Origin of the sequence: Reyranella sp., assembly GCF_052439685.1 — a bacterium.
In the GTDB taxonomy this organism is placed as follows: domain Bacteria; phylum Pseudomonadota; class Alphaproteobacteria; order Reyranellales; family Reyranellaceae; genus Reyranella.
The window spans coordinates 116,542-137,962 of sequence record NZ_JBQVQG010000010.1 but is presented as its reverse complement, the minus strand read 5'-3'; the positions used below and the strand labels follow the sequence as shown (position 1 = coordinate 137,962).

Here is a 21,421-nt window from a genome sequence, read left to right as displayed (position 1 = left end):
CCGCCCCATGCGCGACGTCTACATGATCGGCGCCTACACGACCGTCTTCAAGAAGCACCCCGGCCTGAGCTTCGGCGATCTTGCCCGGGAGGCCTATCTGGGCACCCTGGCCGATGCCGGCATGGACAAGGGCACGGACATCGAGACCGGCTGGCTGGGCAATTGCGGCATGGGATTCTGGGGCCAGAACTCGATCCGCGGCCAGGCGCTGTTCCAGCCGCTGGTCGAGGAGGGACTGTTCCCGGCGCGCGTGCCGATGTTCAATGTCGAGAATGCCTGCGCCACCGCGTCGACCGCCTTCATGGGCGCCTGGAAGGACGTGCTGGCCGGCACCCACGAACTCACCTTCTGCCTCGGCGTCGAGAAGCTGTTCAGCCCGGAGGCGCCCGAGCGCACGGCGGGTCTGTTCAACCAGGGCTACATTACCAGCCAGCACGACCGGCTGGTCGAGGAGATGGACCGGGTGGCTGCGATGGTCGGCTCCGAATTCAAGCCGGGCGATGACCGCACGATCTTCATGGATACCTATGCCATGCAGGCCAAGTGGCACATGTGGAAGTACGGCACGACCCAGGCCCAGATCGCGGCCGGCGCCGCCAAGAACCACAATTACGGGGCGCTGAACGAGAAGGCGCAGTACCGCTTCCAAATGACGCCGCAGTCGGTTCTGGAGGACCGCCCGGTGTCGTTCCCGCTGACCCGCGCCATGTGCGCGCCGATCGGCGACGGCGCGGCAGGGGCCTTGTTGTGCTCGGCGGAGTATCTGGCGAAACAGCCGAAGCAGGTCCAGGACCGCGCCGTGAAGATCGCGGGCGTCGGCTTCTCGGGCGGCATGTACCGCAACCTCGACGAGCCGGGCCTGACGCGGGCGGCCGCCGACAAGGCCTACCGGATGGCCGGGCTGGGACCGGAGGACATCGACGTCGCCGAGGTCCATGACGCCACCAGCTTCTGCGAGATCTACCAGTGCGAGATGCTGCGCTTCTGCCCCGAGGGCGAGGGCGGCACGTTTGTCGAATCGGGCGCCACCGGCCCCGGCGGCAAGCTGCCGGTCAACACCTCGGGCGGCCTGGTCTCCAAGGGCCACCCGGTCGGCGCCACCGGCCTGTCGATGCTGGCCGAACTCGCGACGCAGCTGCGCGGCGAGGCCGGTGCCCGTCAGGTGGAAGGGGCCAAGGTGGCGCTCGCCGAGAATGGTGGCGGCGTGATCGGTATGGAAGAGGCCGTCGCCTCGGTCGTAATTCTCAAGAAAGAGTAGAGGACAGACATGACAATCCGCTTCGACAATCGCGTCGCCATCGTCACCGGTGCGGGCAACGGGCTCGGCCGCGCCCACGCGCTGCTGCTGGCCAGCCGTGGCGCCAAGGTGGTCGTGAACGATCCGGGCGGCGCGGTCGACGGTAAAGGCGGCGGCCACGCCGCGGCCGACAAGGTGGTCGACGAGATCAAGGCGGCGGGCGGCATCGCCGTCGCCAACTACGATTCCGTCGCCGAGGCCGCGACCGCCGCCAACATCGTGAAGACCGCCGTCGATGCCTTCGGCACGGTCGACATCGTGGTGAACAATGCGGGTGTCCTGCGCGACAAGACCTTCCACAACATGACGACCGAGGATTTCGAGTTCGTCGTGAAGGTCCATTTCCTCGGCACGGCGTATGTGACCCATGCCGCCTGGCCGATCCTGCGCGCCAAGGCCTATGGCCGCATCGTCGTGACCTCCTCGAACTCGGGCATCTACGGCACGTTCGGCCAGTCCAACTACGGCGGCGCCAAGCTCGCGGTCGTGGGCTTCATGAACGCGCTCCGGCTCGAGGGCCAAAAGTACAACATCATGATGAACGCGCTGGCGCCGATCGCCGCCACGCGCATGACCGAGAGCCTGATGACGCCGGAGGCGTTGGCCAAGCTGAGGCCCGAGTTCGTGTCGCCGATGGTCGCCTATCTGTGCAGCGAACAATGCCAGCGCACCGGCGACATCTGGAGCGCCGGCGCCGGCACCTTCGCGCGCATCGAGTATCGCGAGGCCGAGGGCCTGCGCATCGACGGTCGTGCGCCGACCATCGAGGACGTGGCCGACAATATCGACAAGATCGCCGACGTCTCGGCCAGCCGTGTCTTCCGCACCTCCGGCGAGGAAGTCGCCGCCGTCGTGAGCGGCTCCTGAACGGCGAGGCGCCTCCTGTGACCGCACCGGCAGCGGATCGCCTGCTGCCGGTCGCGAAGTGGCTGATGCGGGAAGGCCGGCTCATCCGGAGGCCGGACGCCTTCATCGAGCAGCTGATGAACCGCGTGCTCGAAGCCGGCGTGCCGGTCTGGCGGATGTATGTCGGCCTCCAGCTCGTCCACCCGCAGCTCCAGGCCATGGGCTATCTGTGGCGGCGCGGCGAGCGCGTCGAATCGGTGGCGCGCGCCTATGGCGTTCAGTTCACCCCGGCCTATATCGGCAGCCCGATCCAGGAAGTGCGTGAAGGGGGAGCGCCGGTCCGCTACCGGCTCGATCGCCTGACCGAGCGTCACCATCACGTGCTGCACGAGGTGAAGGACGGCGGCGGCACTGATTACTTCTCGCTGCCGATGCATGTCCGTCGCGACGGACCGCTGCCGGTCGTGGCCTTCGCGAGCGACCACAAGGGAGGCTTCAGCGAGGCCGACATCGACGACCTCACCCGCCTGGTCGACATGATGGGCGCCGTGACGGAGATGCACATCGAGGAGAGCGTCGCACAGACCGTCGCCCAGACCTATCTCGGCCGCCACGTCGGCGAGCGCATCCTGCACGGCATGATCCGGCGCGGCGACGGCGAGGAGATCCGGGCGGTGCTGTGGTTCTCCGACCTGCGCGACTTCACGGGCCTCAACGAGCGCCTGCCGCCGGACCAGGTGCTCGAGCTGCTGAACAACTACTTCCAGCTCGTGGGCGATGCCCTCGCCAAGCATGGCGGCGAGATCCTGAAGTTCATCGGCGACGGCGTGATGGCCTATTTCCCAGCGGAGGATGCGCTTTTCATGCCGATGGTGACGTCGGCCGCGCTCGACGCCGCGCGCCAGCTGATCGCCGACGCCGAAGCCGCCAACGAGGCGCGCGCCACGGGCGGTGCCGAGCCGATCAGGTTCGGCATCGGCCTCCATGTCGGCACGGTGACCTTCGGCAATATCGGCACCGAGGACCGGCTCGACTTCACCGTCATCGGCTCCGCCGTCAACCGCGCCTCGCGGCTGGAGGGCCTCACCAAGGCGCTGGGCGTCCGCGTCTGTGCCTCAGCAGAATTCAACGCCGATTGCCCGCGCCCGATGAAGTCGCTCGGCAAACACCGCCTGCGCGGCGTCCGCGAACCGGTCGAGATCTTTACGCTGCCGGATTGACGAAGGACCTTTCCTCAGACCTTCGTCTTCCAGCCTTCGATCCAAGTGAGGGCTTCCTCGTCGGGGAGGGGCTGTTCGGAGGCGTCGATTTCGAGACGGTCGCCGACCCTCTTCGCGCCGCACAGTTCCAGGACCTGGTCGACCTTCTTACCCCCGCCGCAGAACGTGTCCTGGTAGGTCATGTCGCCGAGCGCGATGACGCCGTAGCGATGGCCCGACAGATTTGGCTTGTCGCGCTGCAGCGCCTCGACCAGCGGCAGGATGTTGGTCGGGATGTCGCCCGACCCGTGGGTCGCGCAGACGACGAGGAGCACGTCGTGCGCCCGCAGGTCGGCAGCGGTCGCCGCCTTGTCGGTAACGTCGACGGCGTGTCCGGCACTCGCCAGCACGGGTTGCAGCGCGTCGGCCACCATCTGGGCATTGCCCGACTCGGTGCCGACCAGGATCAGGATCGTGGCCATGCATCCCGATACGGGACCGAATGCCGCGATGCGACGCGACCGGATGGCGCGGCCGATTCGGCCATGCCAGTCTTGCTGTCATGGAAGAAACGCCTGTTCTGTCCGCCCTCGAGGGCGGCGTGCTCACCCTGACGCTCAACCGCCCGCAGCGGCTGAACGCGATGAGCCATCAACTGATCGACGCCATGAACGCCGAGCTGAAGCGTGCCCGCGAGGACGATGCGGTGCGCGCCGTCCTGCTGACCGGCACCGGCCGCGGCTTCTGCGCCGGCGCCGATCTGGCCGGCGGCGGCCCCGGCGATGCCTCATCCCAGGGCCCGCGTGACGTCGGCGCCGCGATGGACCGCATCTTCAACCCCATGATCCGGGCCATGCGCGATCTGCCCAAGCCAATCGTGGCGGCCGTCAACGGCGTGGCGGCGGGCGGCGGCGCCAACCTGGCGCTCGCCTGCGATATCGTGATCGCCGCACGCTCGGCGCGGTTCGACCAGGCCTTCGTCCGGATCTCGCTGATCCCCGATCTGGGCGGCACCTGGTTCCTGCCCCACACGGTGGGTGACGCCCGCGCCCGAGCGCTGGCGATGCTCGGCGCCTCGGTGCCGGCCGATGAGGCCGCGCGCATGGGCATGGTCTGGCAGGTCGTCGACGACGCCGCGCTGATGGAAGAGGCCGGCAAGATCGCAAAGAAGCTCGCCACCGGCCCGACCCGCTCCTATGCCGCGATCAAGGGCGCGATCAACGCCGCCGCCACCAACACGCTCGACCAGCAGCTCGACCTCGAACGCGACCATCAACGCGAGCTGGGCAAGAGCGAGGATTTCAAGGAAGGCGTTGCGGCCTTCCTCGCCAAGCGTGCGCCCAACTTCACCGGACGTTAAACAAAGTCAGTCGAGAGACGAGAATCAGATGACCTACGAGAAGATCCAGATCGCCAAGGAAGACGGTCTCGCCACCCTGACCCTCAATGCGCCGGACCGGCTGAACGCCGTGTCGCGCAAGATGATCGGCGAGCTGAAGCAGTGCTGGGAGGAGCTCGCCGCCGATGCCTCGGTGCGCGCCGTGCTGCTGACCGGTGCGGGCCGTGGCTTCTGCGCCGGCGCCGACCTCGCCGACCCCGATCGTGGCAGCACGTCGGACTCGGGCGAGGCGCTCGACAAGTTCTTCAATCCCGTGATCCGCCTGATGCGCAGTATCCCGAAGCCGATCGTGGCGGCGGTGAACGGCCCGGCGGCCGGGGTCGGCATGAGCTTCGCGCTGGCGTCCGACATCGCCATCGCGGCCAAGTCGGCCTCGTTCCTGCAGGCCTTCGCGCGCATCGGCCTGCTGCCCGACGGCGGCAGCACCTGGTTCCTGCCGCGCCTGGTGGGCGAGCAGCGCGCCCGGGCGCTGGCCATGCTGGCGCCGCAGATCAGCGCGCAACAGGCCAAGGACTGGGGCCTGATCTGGGACGTGGTCGAGGATGCCGACCTCATGAAGACGGCGGGCGACCTCGCGCGCCGCCTCGCCGACGGACCGACGATGTCGCTCGCCCGCATCAAGGAGGCGATGAACCGGGCCAGCGGCAACACGCTTTCCCAGCAGCTCGACGTCGAGCGCGACTTCCAGCGCGAGCTGGGCAAGAGCGAGGATTTCAAGGAAGGCGTCGCGGCCTTTCTCGCCAAGCGCAAGCCTGCCTTCAAGGGCCAGTAAGCGTTCAAGGGCCAGTAGGAACGACAAGAACCACGGGAGAGACGACCATGACGACGCCGTTCAAGGAGATCACCTCCGGCCTCAAGTTCCCCGAGGGGCCGGTGGCCATGCCGGACGGCTCGGTCATCCTGGTCGAGATCGCGCGCGAGACGCTCACGCGCGTCACGCCGGACGGCAAGCAGCACGTCATCGCGACGCTAGGCGGCGGTCCCAACGGCGCGGCCATGGGCCCCGGCGGCAAGATCTACGTGACCAACAATGGTGGCTTCAACTGGATAGAGCGGCCCGGTGGCCGACTGTTCCCCGGCACGCAGCCCGCCTCGTACAAAGGCGGTTCGATCCAGGTGGTCGATCCGGAGACCGGCACGTTCGAGACGCTGTACGACAGCTGCGACGGCCGCAAGCTGAACGGCCCCAACGATCTGGTGTTCGACGATGCCGGCGGCTTCTGGTTCACCGACCTCGGCAAGACGCGCGAGTACGACAACGACCGTGGCGCCGTCTACTACGCCAAGGCCGACGGCTCGAAGATCGAGCAGAAGGTGTTTCCGCTGGAGCGGCCCAACGGCTGCGGCCTCTCGCCGGACGGCAAGATCCTCTACGTCGTGGAGACGCCGACCGCGCGCCTGTGGGCCTTCGACCTGTCGGCGCCCGGCACCATCAAGGATGCCAACGGCGCCTATCGCGGCGAGAAGGGCCGGGTGGTGGCGGGTCTCGGCGGCTACCAGATGTTCGATTCGCTGGCCGTCGATTCCGCGGGCCACGTCTGCGTCGCGACCCTGATCACCGGCGCCGTCTCCGACATCTCGCCCGACGGGCAGTCGGTGACGCAGTACAAGCTGCCGGACCCGATGGTCACCAACGTCTGCTTCGGCGGACCGGACCTGCGCACCGCCTACGCCACCCTCTCGATGACCGGCAAGCTCGTCAGCTTCGAGTGGCCGCGCCCGGGCCTGAAGCTCGAATATCTGAACAAGTAGGCTGTTGCGCGGAGCGCCGGCAGGTCAGCTGGTCGGCACGGCGCTCTCGATCGCCGCGAGCGCCTTCGCGGCGTCGGCCTCGTTGTCGGGATCGAGCGTTTCGCCGCTCCAGTCGACGATCTTGATGGGTGACTCCAGGTCCGCCCCGGCATAGGTCTGCCGCACGATCTCGATGATCTCCAGCAGGTTCCGCGGCGCATAGACTTCCGTGCGGCCGTTGACCGTGATCTTCTGATTGAGCCGCTCCAGCAGCGAGATATGGATGGCCTCGCCGATCGTCGTGTCGCGACGATCGTAGGACACGGCTTCCTGGCGCCAGCCGGGCGTGGGGATCGGTCGGTTGGCCAGCGCGCGCCAGGCAAAGGGAAAAAGCTTGTAGGGGAGCGTGCGTGCATCGTGCTGGCCGAGCCGTGAGCAGGCGGTGCCGGCATCCCGCCATTTGGCCTTGGCCCTGTCGATGGGGAAGTCCGGGCAATGGACCGCCAGCCGCTTCAGCATCCAGTCGAGCGTGACGTCGTCCAGCGACGCCAGCTCGGGGTCGCGCCGCCGGCGTTCGGCCGAGACGTAGCCGCCGCCTATGTCGGCATGGGCGCCGGGAAACCAGACCTGCTCGACCTTGCCCTTCAGCTTCTTGAAGCGGGGGCTGCGCCAGACGGCGGCGCGGAACGGCCCGCGATGCTCGTCCACGGCCATCGCCTGCAGGTTCACTTCGGTGATCGACGAAAGCTCGACATCGTGGAAGCCGTACTTCTCCCGGTTGAGCCTGGAGAACCACCATTCGAAGGGGATGCCGAGCGCCCCGACCGTATCGAAGACGGCGAGGCATTTCACGCGCACGTCCGCGCGATCGTGCACCAGCCCGTCGAGCTGAACGCTGACCGCCGGCACCCGGTCGGCGGGCGGCGTGCGATAGTTGCCCCAGGCCAGTGCCTCGTTCTTCCGGCTGCAGTTGCCGCGGGTCAGCAGGCCGGAGGCGCCGATATATCCCACCAGCGAGCGCGCGGTGTAAGCGCCGCGCGAGAAGCCGAAGACGTAGAGGTCGCAGCCCTTTTCGTAGTGATAGGACAGAAACTTGTAGGCGCGGCGTATATTGTCATGCATGCCGATGCCCAGCACGCCGCCCTTGAACCTGTCGAAGGCGCCCGTGCCGACGCCACGCTGGTAGAGGACGATGTTCTCCTGGCCGTCGGTGACGTAGCCGTGCGTCAGCTTGCCAATGGTGGCCGCGGTCTCGGTCGATGTCTCCCGCAGCGTCCTGACGATCAGGTCTTCGAGCCGGACGATGTTGGTGTCGTTGTCGCCGGCCGCCGGGTCGTTCCACGTGCCGTCGAGCAGCAGGATGATGCGCTTCTTCCGGGACGCAGGCACGCCTGCCGCCATCTCCGTCGTCGACATTCGTCGTTCCCCGCAGGTGAGAGGGGAACTACACCATCAATTGCAGGGCGCGACCACATCGCCCGTCGCTGCAGGGGCGCATATCAACCCTTCGTCTGCCCGCGCACCTCGCGGCTGGCGACGGCCTTGCCGGCGGCATAGGCCTCGTGGTTGGCATCGACGTCGGACAGCTTGTAGCGGTAGTTCACCATCATCCCGTAGGATTGCTTGAAGCCGTTGGCGCTGGTGTCGCCCAGCCAGTTCAGCCGCTCGACGACGGCGCCGTTGCCGAGATGGAAGTGCGCCACCCGGTCGAGCGCGCGGCCCTTGTCGGTGGCGGTGAGGTAGACGGCGGCAAGGCGCGTCAGGATCGGCCGCAGCGCCTTGTCGATGGCCGGCACCTCCCACCAGTTCGGCCGCCCCAGCAGCTTGAGGACGGCCGCGGCGCCGTAGGCGTCGTCGATGACCGGCCCCAGCGAGGCGATCTCGCCCTGGGTCAGCGCGCCGTCGCCCTCGGTCTTGAACCGGTGCTCGACATGCTGGCGCAGGCCCGGGATCGGCGAGAGGGTGGCGAAATCCTTGATGTTGGGCAGGTCGCGCGAGAGCTGGTCGGCCACCCGCTTGATCAGGAAATTGCCGAAGCTGATGCCGGCCAGGCCCTGCTGGCAGTTCGAGATCGAGTAGAAGATCGCGGTGTTGGCACGCTTGGGATCGTGCGTCTCGTCGCGCGCGTCGAGCAGGCGCTGGACGTTGCCGGCCATGCCGTCGACCAGGGCCACCTCGACGAAGATCAGCGGCTCGTCGGGCATGCGCGGATGGAAGAAGGCGAAGCAGCGGCGGTCCGAATCGAGCCGGTTCTTGAGGTCGCGCCAGGAGCGGATGGCGTGGACCGCCTCGTAGGTCACCAGCTTTTCCAGCAGGGAGGCCGGCGAGGCCCAGTCGATGCGCACCAGGTCGAGGAAGGCCACGTCGAACCAGCCACCCAGCAGCGAGCGCAGATCCTCGCTCAGCGCCTTGGCGGCCGCATCGCTGCGGCCCAGCGCCAGCAGCTCGGCGCGCAGGTCGACCACGAACTTCACGCCCTGCGGCACGCCGACGAACTCGCGCAGCAGCCGTACTGCCGGTGGCTCCAGCTCCCGTAGCAGCGCCCGGGTGGGCTCCTTGCCCGTGCGCCAACGGTCGACCGTCTTCATCGCGGCCTCGCGCGGCAAGCCGTAATCGCGCGCCAAAGTCAGCAGGAACTTCTTGCGGCCGGCGGCCGACAGCGACAGGTAGGCCTGTCCCAGTTCGGCGGCCCGGCCGCGACGCGCCGTCTCGCCGCCCTTGCCTTCGAGGCAGGCGTCGATCCGGCTCTTCAGGCGGGGGATGTCGTCGTCGGGCAGATCGGGACGGAGCGGCGCCCCCACCGCCTCGCGGGCGCCGCGGGCGGTGTCGACGAAAGCGGTACGAAGTCGTTCGAGGGTACGGTCGACGGTATTGGAGAAGAGCAGGGCCATACGCAGATTATGTCACAGCAAACGTGTCACTCCAGTGGCGGCAGATGAACGCGGCTTTACCTATCTGATGCCATCGTAGAGACGCAGCAAGTTGCCGACACCCAGGGGCGCCTTCTTGTCACGGGCAAGAGCATACGCGGCGCCGAGGTCGCCGCGTTGCGCACGCGCGGTCGCCAACGCCTGCCAGGCTAAATGACCCGGTGCAAAGTCGTTGGAGCCCTGGCGCGATCCAGTAGCGGTCAGCCTTTGCGCGAGACGGCTGCCTGCCTCGAAGTCTCCCGTAAGCGCCAGGGCTTCGCAGGCAAGCGCCAGGAAAAGGTCGCGGGCGGCCTGGCTCTCGATGCGAAGGGCCCATTTGTCGGGATCGGCACGCGTGTCCGTGAGGCGGGTCGCCAGGAAGAGAGTCGCCAGGCCGACGAGCCTCGCCCGCACGACGTCTCCCGCCAACGCTCGACCTGTCGTATCGGCCGCCAGTCTGGAATTGATGTCCTGTGTCGTGCGTTCCGACAGTCTCGAAACCAGACTTGCGGTTTCTCCTCCGAGCCCGGCCTGCGCATAGTCGACCATCCATTGGGGCGTGCGCAGGAATCGACCTTGGTCGCCTTCATCGGCCGCGAGGTAGTGGTCGCCGAGAGTGGCGAGCAGGGCTCGCAGGATTTCAGTGCTTTGCGAGGTTCGTTCCATGGTCCGCCGCGCGGTGATCGAAGCATGCGCCACCGTGAGGGCAAGTGTCTTGTCCTCGGTTCCTTGCAAGGCGGTCGGAAGGGGCGTCGCCAGGTTGCGCGCTGAAAGGCCGGCCGCCATGCCGAGGTAGAGTTTGGGCGGAACGGCGTTGTTCACGAACCTGCTTTCGCGGATCAGCCTCGGCACGTCGTCCGGCGACGACAGGAGCGTCAACATCCGTCCGACGAAATAGGCGTTCCAGCGCTCCGAACGAGCACGTAGTCGCCGCGTCCGCGCAGTTCGACGCTCCCCACATAGTCCAGGATCGACTGGGCGACTGCGTCCTGCTGGGCGCGTGCGAAGGCGACACCCAGCGACAGGAGGGCAGGGGGAACACCTGCTCCACAGTCGACATAGCCGGACTTCGCAAAGCTGTAGTCGGGATCGATCGACAGCAAGGGCTTGGTCGGGCCGGTGCAGTCGTAAACCGATTCGGAAAGTCCGGGAGCACGCATGGCGGTTGCCATCGCAGTCGTGCTGCCCGTTATCAGGCGTGCGATCGCGGTTGCGCTTGTCGTCTGGCCGCGCCGAATCGCTTCGACCGCGGTCAGCTCGATCGCGTTGATGCGGGCAGCCGGGTCGACATAGTGCGGCAGGAGAATGGGAAGTACCGAGGCGTCACCGGATTTCTGCGCAAGGACGGCCGCACGCGTCATGGCGCTGTCTATGTCCCGCGGATCGGCCTTCATGGTGTTTCGCGCCCATCCGAGGAGGTCCGCCACCTTGTTCGTCCGGCAGGCCTCCGTGAGCAGGGCAATCAGCCATTGGTCCTGAGAGCGCATCCACCCCTGGACCAGTTCGTTGGTCGCCAGCGCCTCGCCCTCGGCCCGGGTCTTCTTCACGAAGGCGTCGAGGTCCACGACGGCGCGCTTGCCTGCCTCCAGACCGTCGCGGGAGGTAACGCCGGTCACATACCAGCCGACATAGGCCGGGATCTGGCTGGCGATGGTCTTCTTTGCCACCAGCAGCATTTGAAGGACTTGCTTGTCGCCGGCCTGGATCGACTTGCGGTCCGCTTCGTCCAAAGGCAGGTAGCTGTCGCCGATCTGGGCCAGCAGCCGGTTGCGATCGTCCGGTTTGGTCGCCAGCTCCGCCAGAGACGCTGCTTGTGCCAGCAATCTGGACGCGTCGCCCGGCGCGCCCATCCTTTCGTAGGCCTTCGCGAGATCGATGAGTTCCCAGGGCAACCGGGAACCACCGCTGCCCTGCACCGCCCGTTCGAGGCCGCGTACCGCCGCGAGCTTGGAATCCTGGGTTTGTGCCCAGGTGGGATTCCCCAATACATGAATCCACATCAGGGTGAGCAAATAGAAGTAGCGCTGAGGCTGTGGCGAAGTCATCGGACAGAGGATACGCGGTTGGGTAGCGGAAGCGATACGATATCTGCCTGCGCTTGTGTCGGCCTCAGGGCTGATCGAGCACGCGCCACAGATACCAGCTCGCCACCGTGCGATAGGGCCGCCACTTCCGGCCGGCCTTCTCAAGCGCCTGCGGCGACGGCAGCGCGCGTTTCCTGAAGGCCTTCGCGTAGGCCTTGCGCAAACTGTAGTCGTCGACCGGCAGCACGTCGGGGCGGCCGAGGCGGAACATCAGGAACATCTCGGCGCTCCAGCGGCCGATGCCACGCACCATCACCAGGCGCTCGATCAACTCAGCATCGGGGATCTCCTGTGCCACGTCGAGCGTGGGCAGCTCGCCGTCCTCGACGCGGCGGGCGAGATCCTGGACCGCCAGAACCTTGGCGCGCGACAGGCCGCAGCCGCGCAAGGCCTCGTCCGGCGTCTTCAGGATGTGACGCGGTGTGAAACCGTCGGGCGCGTCTGGGTAGAGCGCCTCGACCCGGCCGTAGATAGTGGCCGCTGCCTTGTTGGAGAGCTGCTGGTAGACGATGGCTTCGGCCAGCGCGCCGAACAGGCTGCGCGCGTGTTTCAGCTCCATGCGGAACGGGCCGACCGTCGCGATGATCGCGGCCAGTGCCGGGTCGGCGGCCCTGAGATGCGCGACGGCTTTGGCGGGCTTGAAGGGAAAGCCGCTCATCGGGCCGCGAACAGCGGTCCCGCGCCGACCTCGGGAGCGCCCTCGATCTCCAGCATGCGCCGCTTGGTCGAGACGCCGCCATTGGCCGAGAAGCCGCCCATCTTTCCGTCGGCGCCCAGCACGCGATGGCAGGGCACGATGATGGCCACCGGGTTCTTGCCCAGTGCCTGGCCGACTTCGCGCGATTCGTGCGGCACGCCGAGGCGCCGGGCGATTTCGCCATAGGTCATGGTGCGGCCGGGCGGGATGGTGCGGGCCACCGCGTAGACCCTGCGGTGGAATTCGGGCGCGGCCTCGAGGTCGAGCGGGATGTCGGCGAGTTCGACGGCGCCGCCCGCCAGCAGCGCCTGCACGCGGTCGAGCGCGCGCTGCACGCCGGCCGGCACGGAATCCGCCTCGGCGGCGCCCGGCCAGCGTCGCTTCACGCGGGCACGCGTCGCGGCGGCGGTCGGCTCGGGCAGCTGAAGACCCGCGATGCCGCGGCCGCTCCAGGCGATGGCGCAGGTGCCGATCGGCGTGTCGAACAGGGCAAATCCTTGGGCGCTCATGGCTGAACCTTCCGGCCTAACCGGTCATCCCGTCAAGTCCGCAAACCCACAGGGTCCGTCATCAAACTGGCACCGACCACGGCTAGCGTCGGCGAGTCGATATAGAGCTGGAGTCGCTGGGTTGATCCATCCGCGGGCTGAGAGCAATTCGCTCCTGAAGCAGGCGGTGCGCCGCCACAAGGTCATGTCCCGCGAAGGGATGCTGGAGAAGCTGTTCGAGCGGCTGTTCCGTGGCCTCGTCTACGCCCAGATATGGGAAGATCCCGAGATCGACCTGGAGGCGATGGTGCTCACGCCCGATTGCCACGTCGTAGCCATCGCATCGGGCGGCTGCAACATCCTGTCCTATCTCACGGCCGATCCGGCGCGCATCACCGCCGTCGATCTCAGCCGCGCCCATGTGGCGCTCAACCGGCTGAAACTCACGGCGGCGCAGAAGCTTCCGGCCTGGGCGGATTACTATCGCTTCTTCGGCGCCGCCGACTCGCGTGCCAATCCGCGCGTCTACGACCGCGAGATCGCACCTCATCTCGATGCCGAGAGCCGCGCCTACTGGGAGGGCCGCAGCCTGCACCGCGGCGGCCGGCGCCGTATCTCGATCTTTGCGCAGAACGCCTATCGCCATGGCGTGCTCGGCCGCTTCATCGGCGCCGCGCACGTCGCCGCGCGCGTCTATGGCGTCGACTTCGGCAAACTCCTCGCCGCGCGGACCATCGAGGAGCAGCAGCGCTTCTTCGACACGGTGCTGGCGCCGCTGTTCGACAAGCCGGCCGTGCGCTGGGCCACGTCGAACCGCCTGTCGCTCTATGGCCTGGGCATCCCGCCGGCGCAGTACGAGGCGCTGGCCGGCGGCCGCGACATGGGCCTGGTGCTGCGTGACCGGGTCGAGCGGCTGGCCTGCGGATTCAGCCTCGACGACAATTACTTCGCCTGGCAGGCCTTCGGTCGCGGCTATGCGCGCGACGCAAGGGGTCCCCTGCCACCCTATCTCAGGCAGGAGAATTTCCCCGCGGTGAAGCGGGGCGCCAAGCGCGTCGACGTCATGAACCGATCGGTGACCGACTATCTCGCCTCCTGTCCCGCTGGCTCGCGCGACCGCTACGTGCTGCTCGACGCGCAGGACTGGATGACCGACGCCCAGCTCAATGCGCTCTGGGCCGAGATCACGCGCACGGCGCGGCCGGGCGCCCGCGCGATCTTCCGTACCGCCGCCGAGCCCTCGCTGCTGCCAGGCCGGGTCGCGCCCGCGCTGCTCGACCAATGGCACTACGAGGCCGAGGCGTCGCGCGCCTTCACTGCACGCGACCGATCGGCCATCTATGGCGGCTTCCATCTCTATGTGCTGAAGCCGTGAGCACGACGCTTGCCAACGCCGGTCTGATGGACCGGATCTACCGCCGCCAGCGCCACGTCTACGATCTCAGCCGCAAATACTACCTGCTGGGCCGCGACCGGCTGATCGAGGGCCTCGCGCCGCCGCCGGGCGGTCGCGTGCTGGAGATCGGCTGCGGCACTGCGCGCAACCTGGTCGCGGTGGCGCATCGTCATCCCGCCGCACCCCTGTTCGGCATCGACCTGTCGCTCGAGATGCTCGACACGGCGCGCCGCCGCGTCGACCGAGAGGGACTGGTCGCGCGAGTGCGGCTGGCCCATGCCGACGCCACGCGCTTCGATCCGGCGCTGCTGTTCGGCGTGCCGGGCTTCTCGCGCATCTTTTTCTCCTACACGCTGTCGATGATCCCGGAATGGGAGCAGGCGCTGGCGCAGTCGGTCGTCTGGCTGCAGCCCGGCGGTGAGTTGCATCTCGTAGACTTCGGCGGCCAGGAGCGGCTGCCGCGCTGGTTCCGCGGCGGCCTGCGCCAATGGCTGGCGCTGTTTCACGTCATCCCGCGCGACACGCTGGAGGCCGCCCTGGCGCGGCTGCCCGGCGACATCGAGGTCCGGCGCTTCGAGCGGCCGCATCTCGGCTATGCCCAATACGCCGTCTGCCGCCGCGCGATCTAGTCCGCCATCCCCTCAAAGACATGGCGCCCCTGTCCCAGGGGCATCGCGCGGGGCATTGGCAACCGCCCGTGGCGGGTGCTAACCCGACAGCAACGATTGCCTGAGTTGGGAGTACCCAAGATGACCGAAGCCTTCATTTGCGACGCGATCCGCACCCCCGTTGGCCGCTACAATGGTGGCCTGGGCGCCATGCGGGTCGATGACCTGGCCGCGCATCCGATCAAGGCGCTGATGCAGCGCAACGCCAATGTCGACTGGGGCTCGGTCGACGACGTCATCTATGGTTGCGTGAACCAGGCCGGCGAGGACAACCGCAACGTCGCCCGCATGGCGGGCCTGCTGGCGGGCCTGCCGGTCGAAGTGGCCGGCGCCACCGTGAACCGTCTCTGCGGCTCCGGCCTCGAAGCGGCGGGCCACGCCGCCCGTGCCGTGAAGCTGGGCGAGGCCGACCTGATGATCGCCGGCGGCGTCGAGGGCATGACCCGCTCGCCCTACGTGATGGGCAAGCCGGAGAGCGCCTTCGACCGTTCGATGAAGCTGGAGGACACGGTGCTGGGCTGGCGTTTCGTCAATCCGCGCATGAAGGCGGCCTATGGCGTCGACCCGATGGGCCAGACCGCCGAAAACGTCGCCACCGAGCACCAGATCAGCCGCACCGACCAGGATGCCTTCGCCTATCGCAGCCAGCGCCGCTGCAAGGCCGCCCAGGATCGCGGCTTCTTCGAGAAGGAGATCGTCAAGGTCTGCGTGAAGAAGGGCAAGATGGAGATCGTCGTCGAGAAGGACGAGCATCCCCGCGGCGACACGACGATGGAGACGTTGTCCAAGCTGTCGGCGGCGTTCCGCGACGGCGGCTCGGTGACGGCCGGCAACTCCTCGGGCCTCAACGACGGCGCCTGCGCCATGATCATCGCCTCGGAAGCCGCCGCCCGTGCCAACGGCCTGACGCCGCGCGCGCGCATCCTCGGCACCGTGTCGGCCGGCGTGCCGCCGCGCGTCATGGGCATCGGCCCGGTGCCGGCGACGCAGAAGCTGCTGGCCAAGCTCGGCATGACCATCGGCGATTTCGACACGATCGAGCTCAACGAGGCGTTTGCCGCCCAGGCGCTGGCCGTGCTGCGCCAGTTGGGTCTTGCCGACGACGCCGAGAACGTGAACCCGAACGGCGGCGCGATCGCGCTCGGCCATCCGCTGGGCGCTTCGGGCGGCCGCCTGATGATCACCGCGCTCAACCAGCTCGAGGCCACCGGCGGCAAGCGCGCGCTCGCCACCATGTGCATCGGCGTCGGCCAGGGCATTGCGCTCGCGCTGGAGCGTGTGTGAGGTCTCGACACCGAGACCTTTTCTGAGGCGTGCGGCGCCCGCGCTTCGGTCGCCTCGCTCCCTGCAGCGCTATACGCCGCCGGTCTGCGCCAGCGGCGCAGCACCTAGGCCGTAGCGTTCAAATTGATGCCCGCGCGGCGCATGTCGCTCATCATGCGCTTGCGGCTGTCGTCGAGGTCGATGGCGGCCGTGGCTTCGACCACCACGGCGACGTCGAAGCCCGCCTGGCGTGCGTCGATGGCCGACCAGGCGACGCAGTAGTCGAGCGCGAGGCCGCAGAAGACCAGTTTCGTGAACCCGCGCGCCTTCAGGTAGCCGTCGAGGCCGGTGCGGGTCATGCGGTCGTTCTCGCGAAACGCCGAATAGGAATCGATGCCGGTGTGGAATCCCTTGCGCACGATCATCTGCGCCTTGGTGATCTCCAGGTCGGTATGGAAGGCGGCGCCCGGCGTGCCCTGCACGCAATGGTCCGGCCACAGGACCTGCGGCCCGTAGGGAAATTGCACGGTGGAGAAGGGCTCCGCGTCCTGCCATGAACTCGCGAACGAGGCATGGCCGGCCGGATGCCAGTCCTGGGTCAGCACGACATGGTCGTGGCGGCCGATCAGGCGATTGACCAGCGGGACGATGGCGTTGGCGCCGGCAACGGCCAGCGCACCGCCCTCGCAGAAGTCGTTCTGGACGTCGACGACGATCAGGGCCTCGTTCGGCATCGGTACGCTCCGCTACAGGGGTGGGATGTCGCCCAGCGCCTGGTCGCGCTCGAACGCGGCGACCCACGACTCCAGGCTCTTGCTCTCGATGGCGCCGCGCAGCCCGCGCATCACGTCCTGATAGTAGTGGAGATTGTGCCAGGTGAGCAGCATGGCGCCCAGGATCTCGTCGGCGCGAATCAGGTGATGCAGGTAAGCACGGCTGTGGTGCCTGCAGGCGGGGCAGCCGCACTGCTCGTCGATCGGACGCGGATCGTCGCGATGGCGGGCGTTGCGCATGTTGAGCTCGCCGCGCCGCGTGAAGGCCTGCGCCGTGCGGCCGGCGCGCGTCGGCATCACGCAGTCGAACATGTCGATGCCGCGCTTCACGGCGCCCACGATGTCGCCGGGGCGGCCGACGCCCATCAGGTAGCGGGGCCGATCGGCAGGAAGCATCGGCACCGTGTAGTCGAGCGTGCCGAACATCAGTTCCTGGCCCTCGCCGACGGCGAGGCCGCCGACCGCGTAGCCGTCGAAGCCGATGTCGACCAGTGCCTTCGCGCTTTCCGCACGCAGCTCGGGGAAGGTGCTGCCCTGCACGATGCCGAACAGGCCGTAGCCCGGCCGCTCCACGAAGGCCCTGCGGCCGCGCTCGGCCCATTTCATGGAGAGCCGCATCGAGAAGGCGGCTTCCGGCTCTTCGGCGGGCCAGCTCGTGCATTCGTCGAACGACATGGTGATGTCGGCGTCGAGCAGGCGCTGGATGCCGATCGAACTTTCGGGCGTCAGGCGATGCTGCGATCCGTCCTTGGGCGAGCGGAAGGTGACGCCGTCGGGATCGAGCTTGCGCAGCTCCTTGAGGGACATCACCTGGAAGCCGCCCGAATCGGTCAGGATCGGGCCCGGCCAGTTCATGAATTTGTGCAGGCCGCCAAGGGCTGCCACGCGCTCGGCGCCCGGCCGCAGCATCAGATGGAAGGTGTTGCCCAGCACGATCTCCGCGCCGGTCTCGGCGACCGACTGCGGCAGCATCGCCTTCACGGTGCCGGCGGTGCCGACCGGCATGAAGGCCGGGGTCTCGATCGTGCCATGGGCGGTCGTGATGCGGCCGCGGCGGGCCGCGCCGTCGTTGCCCAGCAGCTCGTAGGAAAGGCTCATCGGCGCAACAGACAACAATCGCCGTAGGAATAGAAGCGGTATCGCGCAGCGACGGCGTGCTCATAGGCCTGCTTCATGCGCTCGAGCCCGGCGAAGGCGGAGACCAGCATGAACAGGGTCGAGCGCGGCAGGTGGAAGTTCGTCAGCAGCAGATCGACGGCGCGGCACCGGAAGCCCGGCGAGATGAAGATGTCGGTCTCGCCGCTCCATGGCTTGACGGCGCCGTCATGCTCCCGTGCCACGGTTTCGAGGAGACGCAGCGAGGTCGTGCCGATCGAGACGATGCGGCCACCCAGGATGCGCGTTGCCTCGACGGCGCGCGCGGTCGCCTCGGAAACCTCGCCCCATTCGGCGTGCATCGTGTGCGCGTCGGTGTCGTCGACCCGCACCGGCTGGAACGTGCCCGCGCCGACATGCAGCGTCACGCCCGCCGTGGTGATGCCGCTGTCGGCGAGCGCCGCCATCAGCTCCGGCGTGAAATGCAGGCCGGCGGTGGGGGCGGCGACGGAACCGTCATGCTTGGCGAACAGCGTCTGATAGTCCTTCCGGTCCTGCGCGTCGGCGGTGCCGCCGCGAATGTAGGGAGGCAGAGGTACCGTGCCTTCCTGCTCGAGGGCCGTGAGAAAGGCGTGACCCTCCTGGTCGAAGGCCAGGACCAGCGAGCCGTCTTCCGCCTTGGAGTCGACGCGGGCGCGGAGGCCCGGGAAGACCAGCGTATCGCCTGGCTTCAGCCGCTTTCCGGGCCGGGCAAAGGCACGCCAGCGCCGGTCGCCGAGATCGCGGATCAGCAGGGCCTCGACCGCCACGTCCTGACGGATGCCCTGGCCCGGCCGGACGCCCTTCAGCCGCGCCGGGATGACCCTGGTGTCGTTGAAGACGAGGAGGTCGCCACGCCGCAGCAGGCCGGGCAGCGACCGCACCGTGCGGTCGTGCAGCGTCTCGCCCGTGACGTCGAGCAGGCGCGCGGAGTCGCGCGGGGAAACAGGCCGCTGGGCGATCAGATCGTCCGGCAGCGCAAAATCGAAAAGGTCGACGCGCATTGTTTGAGGATCTGGCCTGCGTCAGGTCTGGCCGATGTCCATGACCACGCCGTCCGAATCGTCGGCAGGGGGCAGGGTATTGAGATCGGCCAGCGCCACGAAGCGGTGCACGCCGTCGACGACGACCCGCTTCACGCGCGCGCGCGTCTCCAGGCAATGGAGATGCGCCAGGGTCTCGCCGAAGGCGAAGACGATCTGGTTGTTGTCGAGATGGCGGGGAAACAGGATCGGCACCATGTCCCAGCCGGTCGCGCCCTCCGGTCCCCTGCGGGCGATCGCCACTTCCATGTCGTTCAGCCGCGCATCGTGATGGGCAACGAGCTGGTCGAGCCGCGTGTGCAAGCCGATGAAGGGGAAGCCGTGACTCGGCAGGACCAGCGCGTCAGCCGGCAGGCGGCGGAAACGCGAGAAGCCGTCGAGGAACCAGGTCAGCGCATCGGCCAGCGGCTCGTTGGGCCACACGCCGACATTGGTGCTGATCTTGGGCAGCACCTGGTCGCCCGCGATCATCACGTTGAGTTCGGGGCACCACAGCGAGGCGTGTTCGGGTGCGTGGCCGCGGCCGACGATGACGTCCCAGCGATGCCCGCCGATGGTGATGGGATGCGCATGGATCATGCGGCGGAAGGCGGTCGGCAGCGGCACCACGCCCTTGGCGTAGCCGCCCTTGTGGCGGTGGAAGTTGGCGATGCGGTCGGCCGGCACGCCATTGCGCGCGACATGGGCCGCCCGCGTCTCCTCGCTCTCGACGAAGTCGTTGCGTGCGGCCTGCGCGCTCATGTACTCGCCCAGCGTCATGTAGAGGGGCGCGTTCCACTTCTCGCACAGCCAGCCGGCGAGGCCGATATGGTCGGGATGGAGATGCGTGCCGATCACGCGCACCACCGGCTTGCCCTGGAGCTTCTCGGCGAAGATTTTCTCCCACAGGGTTCGCGTGTCCTGCGAATTGATCCCAGTGTCGACGATCGTCCAGCCGTCCTTCTCCTCGACCAGCCACAGGTTGATGTGGTTGAGCTGGAACGGCAGCGGCATGCGCAGCCAGTAGATACCGGGGGCGACGTTCTTGATGTCGCCGGGTTCCGGCACGTCACCACAGGGAAAGCGAAGCTGGGCCAGCAGGCGCTGGGATTCGGAGAGGGCGTCAGGCATGGGCGGGAAACTAGAGGATTCTCCCGCCGCCGTCTCCGGGGGAGGGCGCATGCCAGCCTTACGAGGCCTTGAGCGCCCGCCAGGCGATGTCCTTGCGGTAGAAGCCCTCGGGCCAGTCGATCAGGTCGATCGCACGGTAGGCGCGGGCGCGGGCTTCCTCGACGGTCGGGGCCATGGCGCTGACGTTCAGGACCCGGCCGCCATTGGCCAGGATCTTCCCGTCCGGGCCGGCCTTGGTGCCGGCGTGGAAAATCTGCACGCCCTCGACCCTGGAGGCCTCGTCTAGTCCGCGAATCTCGCTGCCCTTGGGATAGGAATCGGGATAGCCGCTGGTCGCCATGATCACGGTGACGGCGGCATCGGGCGACCAGCGCAGGTCGAGATGCTTCAATCCGCCCTCGGCACTGGCCAGCAGGGCCGGCACGAGGTCGGACTTCAGCCGCATCATCAGCACCTGCGTCTCGGGATCGCCGAAGCGGCAGTTGTATTCGACCAGCCGCGGGCCCTTGGCGTCGATCATCAGGCCGGCATAGAGCACGCCCCTGAACGGGGTACCGGCCTGGGCGAGCGCCCGCACGGTCGGCAGCACGATCTCGTCCATCGTGCGCTGCTGCATGGCGGCGTCGAAGATCGGGGCGGGCGAATAGGCGCCCATGCCGCCGGTGTTCGGGCCCGTGTCGCCGTCGAAGGCGCGCTTGTGGTCCTGGGCGCCGACCAGCGGCAGGACATGCTCGCCGTCGGTCAGGGCGAAGAAGCTCGCTTCTTCCCCTTGCATGAATTCCTCGATCACCACCGAGGCGCCGGCCGCGCCGAAGCGGTTGCCCGAGAGCATGTCGCGCACGGCTTCGATCGCCTGGTCGACCGTCTCGGCGATGATCACGCCCTTGCCGGCGGCGAGACCGTCGGCCTTGATCACGATCGGCAGGGGCTGGGACCTGACATAGGCCTCGGCCGGTCCGACCTCGGTGAAGCGCTCGTAGGCGGCCGTCGGGATGTTGTTGGCGCGGCAGAGTTCCTTGGTGAAACTCTTGGAGCCCTCGATGCGCGCGGCGGCCTTGGACGGGCCCCAGGCCTTGATGCCCGCTTCGGCGAAGGCGTCGGCCATGCCGGCCACCAGCGGCGCGTCGGGGGCGATCACCACGAAGTCGATCTTCAGCCGCTGCGCCAGCGCCACCTGGCCCGGGATATCCTCAGCGCCGACGTCTTCGACGCATTCGGCAACCTGCGCGATGCCGGCATTGCCCGGCGCGCAGTACAGTTTCGTGCAGAGCGGCGAGGCCGAAATCGCCCAGCACAAAGCATGTTCGCGGCCGCCGCCGCCCACCACCAGGATTCGCATGGCGAGGCTTTGACCACAGTTTGCGCCGGGGGCACAAGCGGCTAG

The 21,421-nt window shown here is 67.9% G+C and carries 21 protein-coding genes; 9 read left to right on the top strand and 12 right to left on the bottom strand.

Features of this window, described 5'->3' with window-relative positions; translation table 11 throughout:
• The first annotated feature begins 7 nt into the window (after positions 1 to 7).
• Genes ACT6UX_RS15295 through ACT6UX_RS15285 form a run of 3 tightly spaced genes read left to right on the top strand, consistent with a single transcriptional unit; the run spans position 8 to position 3,363 of the window.
• Positions 8 to 1,258, top strand: a complete 1,251-nt coding sequence (locus ACT6UX_RS15295; RefSeq protein ID WP_444776014.1) for a thiolase family protein — start codon at positions 8 to 10, stop codon at positions 1,256 to 1,258.
• Between the two features lie 9 nt (positions 1,259 to 1,267).
• Complete coding sequence (locus ACT6UX_RS15290) at positions 1,268 to 2,164, top strand: SDR family NAD(P)-dependent oxidoreductase (protein ID WP_444776013.1); 897 nt, start codon at positions 1,268 to 1,270, stop codon at positions 2,162 to 2,164.
• Between the two features lie 17 nt (positions 2,165 to 2,181).
• Positions 2,182 to 3,363 carry an adenylate/guanylate cyclase domain-containing protein gene (locus ACT6UX_RS15285; RefSeq protein WP_444776012.1) on the top strand — a complete coding sequence of 394 codons (1,182 nt, stop codon included), beginning with the start codon at positions 2,182 to 2,184 and terminating at the stop codon, positions 3,361 to 3,363.
• Positions 3,364 to 3,377: 14 nt separating this feature from the next.
• Here ACT6UX_RS15285 and ACT6UX_RS15280 read toward each other — a convergent pair whose 3' ends face one another.
• Positions 3,378 to 3,824, bottom strand: a complete 447-nt coding sequence (locus tag ACT6UX_RS15280; RefSeq protein WP_444776011.1) for a flavodoxin domain-containing protein — start codon at positions 3,822 to 3,824, stop codon at positions 3,378 to 3,380.
• Between the two features lie 80 nt (positions 3,825 to 3,904).
• Between ACT6UX_RS15280 and paaG the strand changes: the two genes are divergently transcribed.
• Genes paaG through ACT6UX_RS15265 form a run of 3 tightly spaced genes read left to right on the top strand, consistent with a single transcriptional unit; the run spans position 3,905 to position 6,493 of the window.
• Positions 3,905 to 4,702 (top strand): 2-(1,2-epoxy-1,2-dihydrophenyl)acetyl-CoA isomerase PaaG, encoded by a 798-nt coding sequence (gene paaG / locus ACT6UX_RS15275; protein WP_444776010.1) that lies wholly within the window; start codon positions 3,905 to 3,907, stop codon positions 4,700 to 4,702.
• A gap of 28 nt (positions 4,703 to 4,730) precedes the next feature.
• Positions 4,731 to 5,513: an enoyl-CoA hydratase-related protein gene (locus ACT6UX_RS15270; protein WP_444776009.1), complete on the top strand. Its 783-nt coding sequence runs from the start codon at positions 4,731 to 4,733 to the stop codon at positions 5,511 to 5,513.
• Positions 5,514 to 5,560: 47 nt separating this feature from the next.
• Positions 5,561 to 6,493 (top strand): SMP-30/gluconolactonase/LRE family protein, encoded by a 933-nt coding sequence (locus tag ACT6UX_RS15265; protein WP_444776008.1) that lies wholly within the window; start codon positions 5,561 to 5,563, stop codon positions 6,491 to 6,493.
• Between the two features lie 24 nt (positions 6,494 to 6,517).
• Here the strand turns inward: ACT6UX_RS15265 and ACT6UX_RS15260 are convergent, their stop codons facing one another.
• The 6 genes from ACT6UX_RS15260 to ACT6UX_RS15235 all read right to left on the bottom strand — a co-directional run bounded on the left by ACT6UX_RS15260 (position 6,518) and on the right by ACT6UX_RS15235 (position 12,671).
• Complete coding sequence (locus ACT6UX_RS15260) at positions 6,518 to 7,888, bottom strand: DUF2235 domain-containing protein (protein WP_444776007.1); 1,371 nt, start codon at positions 7,886 to 7,888, stop codon at positions 6,518 to 6,520.
• 83 nt (positions 7,889 to 7,971) lie between these two features.
• Positions 7,972 to 9,363: a malonyl-CoA decarboxylase domain-containing protein gene (locus ACT6UX_RS15255; RefSeq protein WP_444776006.1), complete on the bottom strand. Its 1,392-nt coding sequence runs from the start codon at positions 9,361 to 9,363 to the stop codon at positions 7,972 to 7,974.
• A gap of 60 nt (positions 9,364 to 9,423) precedes the next feature.
• Positions 9,424 to 10,260 carry a hypothetical protein gene (locus ACT6UX_RS15250; protein WP_444776005.1) on the bottom strand — a complete coding sequence of 279 codons (837 nt, stop codon included), beginning with the start codon at positions 10,258 to 10,260 and terminating at the stop codon, positions 9,424 to 9,426.
• Entirely contained in the window at positions 10,257 to 11,393 is a 1,137-nt protein-coding gene (locus ACT6UX_RS15245; RefSeq protein ID WP_444776004.1) for a hypothetical protein, read from the bottom strand. The genes ACT6UX_RS15250 and ACT6UX_RS15245 overlap by 4 nt, the downstream gene beginning before the upstream one ends.
• A gap of 97 nt (positions 11,394 to 11,490) precedes the next feature.
• Positions 11,491 to 12,123: a DNA-3-methyladenine glycosylase family protein gene (locus tag ACT6UX_RS15240; RefSeq protein WP_444776003.1), complete on the bottom strand. Its 633-nt coding sequence runs from the start codon at positions 12,121 to 12,123 to the stop codon at positions 11,491 to 11,493.
• Complete coding sequence (locus tag ACT6UX_RS15235; RefSeq protein ID WP_444776002.1) at positions 12,120 to 12,671, bottom strand: methylated-DNA--[protein]-cysteine S-methyltransferase; 552 nt, start codon at positions 12,669 to 12,671, stop codon at positions 12,120 to 12,122. Before ACT6UX_RS15235 ends, ACT6UX_RS15240 begins: the two co-directional genes overlap by 4 nt.
• Before the next feature lie 124 nt (positions 12,672 to 12,795).
• Here ACT6UX_RS15235 and ACT6UX_RS15230 point away from each other — a divergent pair, with 124 nt between their 5' ends.
• The 3 genes from ACT6UX_RS15230 (at position 12,796) to pcaF (ending at position 15,998) form a co-directional block, all read left to right on the top strand.
• The gene (locus ACT6UX_RS15230; RefSeq protein WP_444776060.1) at positions 12,796 to 14,025 is read left to right on the top strand and encodes a DUF3419 family protein; all 1,230 of its coding nucleotides are present in this window, start codon (positions 12,796 to 12,798) and stop codon (positions 14,023 to 14,025) included.
• A gap of 26 nt (positions 14,026 to 14,051) precedes the next feature.
• A complete protein-coding gene (locus ACT6UX_RS15225; protein WP_444776059.1) occupies positions 14,052 to 14,675 on the top strand; it encodes a class I SAM-dependent methyltransferase in 624 nt (207 codons plus the stop codon).
• A 120-nt stretch (positions 14,676 to 14,795) separates the two neighbouring features.
• A complete protein-coding gene (pcaF, locus tag ACT6UX_RS15220) occupies positions 14,796 to 15,998 on the top strand; it encodes a 3-oxoadipyl-CoA thiolase (protein WP_444776001.1) in 1,203 nt (400 codons plus the stop codon).
• A gap of 104 nt (positions 15,999 to 16,102) precedes the next feature.
• On the opposite strand, the gene pncA is transcribed toward pcaF, so the two are convergent.
• The 5 genes from pncA to purD are packed head-to-tail and all read right to left on the bottom strand — an operon-like array spanning position 16,103 to position 21,376.
• The gene (gene pncA, locus ACT6UX_RS15215; RefSeq protein WP_444776000.1) at positions 16,103 to 16,711 is read right to left on the bottom strand and encodes a bifunctional nicotinamidase/pyrazinamidase; all 609 of its coding nucleotides are present in this window, start codon (positions 16,709 to 16,711) and stop codon (positions 16,103 to 16,105) included.
• 12 nt (positions 16,712 to 16,723) lie between these two features.
• The gene (tgt, locus tag ACT6UX_RS15210; protein ID WP_444775999.1) at positions 16,724 to 17,848 is read right to left on the bottom strand and encodes a tRNA guanosine(34) transglycosylase Tgt; all 1,125 of its coding nucleotides are present in this window, start codon (positions 17,846 to 17,848) and stop codon (positions 16,724 to 16,726) included.
• A complete protein-coding gene (gene queA / locus ACT6UX_RS15205; RefSeq protein WP_444775998.1) occupies positions 17,845 to 18,888 on the bottom strand; it encodes a tRNA preQ1(34) S-adenosylmethionine ribosyltransferase-isomerase QueA in 1,044 nt (347 codons plus the stop codon). The genes tgt and queA overlap by 4 nt, the downstream gene beginning before the upstream one ends.
• Before the next feature lie 21 nt (positions 18,889 to 18,909).
• Positions 18,910 to 20,037, bottom strand: coding sequence for an MBL fold metallo-hydrolase (locus tag ACT6UX_RS15200; protein WP_444775997.1), 1,128 nt, complete (start codon positions 20,035 to 20,037; stop codon positions 18,910 to 18,912).
• 58 nt (positions 20,038 to 20,095) lie between these two features.
• Complete coding sequence (purD, locus tag ACT6UX_RS15195) at positions 20,096 to 21,376, bottom strand: phosphoribosylamine--glycine ligase (RefSeq protein WP_444775996.1); 1,281 nt, start codon at positions 21,374 to 21,376, stop codon at positions 20,096 to 20,098.
• Positions 21,377 to 21,421 lie beyond the last annotated feature (45 nt).